The 2,500-nt window shown below is 51.7% G+C and carries 3 rRNA genes (2 of these 3 running past the window's edge); all 3 read right to left on the bottom strand.

Features of this window, described 5'->3' with window-relative positions:
- Window positions 1–641, bottom strand: a 16S ribosomal RNA gene (locus G8O30_RS00055); it reaches 910 nt to the left of the window's first position.
- A 228-nt stretch (window positions 642–869) separates the two neighbouring features.
- Window positions 870–985: ribosomal RNA gene (rrf, locus tag G8O30_RS00050) — 5S ribosomal RNA — on the bottom strand.
- Window positions 986–1,071: 86 nt separating this feature from the next.
- Window positions 1,072–2,500, bottom strand: a 23S ribosomal RNA gene (locus G8O30_RS00045); it runs 1,500 nt beyond the window's last position.

Raw genomic sequence — 2,500 nt, 5'->3', positions numbered from 1 at the left:
GACCCTCCACGGTTGAGCCGTGGGCTTTCACATCAGACTTAAGAAACCACCTGCGCGCGCTTTACGCCCAATAATTCCGGACAACGCTTGCCACCTACGTATTACCGCGGCTGCTGGCACGTAGTTAGCCGTGGCTTTCTGGTTAGGTACCGTCAAGGTACCGCCCTATTCGAACGGTACTTGTTCTTCCCTAACAACAGAGTTTTACGATCCGAAAACCTTCTTCACTCACGCGGCGTTGCTCCGTCAGACTTTCGTCCATTGCGGAAGATTCCCTACTGCTGCCTCCCGTAGGAGTCTGGGCCGTGTCTCAGTCCCAGTGTGGCCGATCACCCTCTCAGGTCGGCTACGCATCGTCGCCTTGGTGAGCCGTTACCTCACCAACTAGCTAATGCGCCGCGGGTCCATCTGTAAGTGATAGCCGAAGCCACCTTTGAATCATCTGTCATGCGACAAATGATGTTATTCGGTATTAGCCCCGGTTTCCCGGAGTTATCCCAATCTTACAGGCAGGTTACCCACGTGTTACTCACCCGTCCGCCGCTAACTTGCGGGAGCAAGCTCCCACAAGTCCGCTCGACTTGCATGTATTAGGCACGCCGCCAGCGTTCGTCCTGAGCCAGGATCAAACTCTCCAATAGATGTTTGATTAGCTCATAAATAACTTGTTTTGTTGTTTCCTAGAAACAACTGAATTAAACGTTGGCACTTGGTTTGTTTAGTTTTCAAAGTTCAATGTTAGTAGCTGAAAATCAGCGACCAAATCATCATATCATCTTTCGTTAGTAACCGTCAACCCTTTTTTAAAAAAAGTTTTTTTAGAAGACTACTATAGATGAAATGTTTATTTAGTATAAAATAACTAAATAGCCTGGCGACGTCCTACTCTCACAGGGGAGAACCCCCAACTACCATTGGCGCTGAGAAGCTTAACTGCCGTGTTCGGGATGGGAACGGGTGTGACCTTCTCGCTATCGCCACCAGACTATGTACATGTAAAAGAACGTTGTTCTTTCAAAACTAAATACTGCGCGCCACCAAAGCGTATTGCCGAGAATCACCAAGTTTGACTTGGTTAAGTCCTCGATCGATTAGTATTCGTCAGCTCCACATGTCGCCATGCTTCCACCTCGAACCTATCTACCTGATCATCTTTCAGGGATCTTACTTCTTACGAATGGGAAATCTCATCTTGAGGGGGGCTTCATGCTTAGATGCTTTCAGCACTTATCCCTTCCGCACATAGCTACCCAGCGATGCCTTTGGCAAGACAACTGGTACACCAGCGGTGCGTCCATCCCGGTCCTCTCGTACTAAGGACAGCTCCTCTCAAATTTCCTACGCCCACGACGGATAGGGACCGAACTGTCTCACGACGTTCTGAACCCAGCTCGCGTACCGCTTTAATGGGCGAACAGCCCAACCCTTGGGACCGACTACAGCCCCAGGATGCGATGAGCCGACATCGAGGTGCCAAACCTCCCCGTCGATGTGGACTCTTGGGGGAGATAAGCCTGTTATCCCCGGGGTAGCTTTTATCCGTTGAGCGATGGCCCTTCCATGCGGAACCACCGGATCACTAAGCCCGACTTTCGTCCCTGCTCGACTTGTAGGTCTCGCAGTCAAGCTCCCTTGTGCCTTTACACTCTACGAATGATTTCCAACCATTCTGAGGGAACCTTTGGGCGCCTCCGTTACCTTTTAGGAGGCGACCGCCCCAGTCAAACTGCCCACCTGACACTGTCTCCCACCCCGATAAGGGGCGCGGGTTAGAAGTTCAATACAGCCAGGGTAGTATCCCACCAATGCCTCCACCGAAGCTGGCGCTCCGGCTTCCAAGGCTCCTACCTATCCTGTACAAGCTGTACCAAAATTCAATATCAGGTTGCAGTAAAGCTCCACGGGGTCTTTCCGTCCTGTCGCGGGTAACCTGCATCTTCACAGGTACTATAATTTCACCGAGTCTCTCGTTGAGACAGTGCCCAGATCGTTACGCCTTTCGTGCGGGTCGGAACTTACCCGACAAGGAATTTCGCTACCTTAGGACCGTTATAGTTACGGCCGCCGTTTACTGGGGCTTCGGTTCAGAGCTTCGCGTGAGCTAACCCCTCTCCTTAACCTTCCAGCACCGGGCAGGCGTCAGCCCCTATACTTCGCCTTGCGGCTTCGCAGAGACCTGTGTTTTGCTAAACAGTCGCCTGGGCCTATTCACTGCGGCTCTCTCGGGCTTTCACCCTATCAGAGCACCCCTTCTCCCGAAGTTACGGGGTCATTTTGCCGAGTTCCTTAACGAGAGTTCTCTCGCACACCTTAGGATTCTCTCCTCGCCTACCTGTGTCGGTTTGCGGTACGGGCACCTTCTTCCTCGCTAGAGGCTTTTCTTGGCAGTGTGAAATCAGGTACTTCGGTACTATAATTCCCTCGTCATCACAGCTTGACCTTACGGTAACGGGATTTGCCTCGTTACCAGTCTTACTGCTTGAGCGCACATATCCAGCAG

Source organism: Mangrovibacillus cuniculi, from assembly GCF_015482585.1.
Lineage (GTDB): Bacteria > Bacillota > Bacilli > Bacillales > R1DC41 > Mangrovibacillus > Mangrovibacillus cuniculi.
Note: the sequence above shows the minus strand (reverse complement) of the source record. Positions and strands in the feature narration are given on the sequence as shown.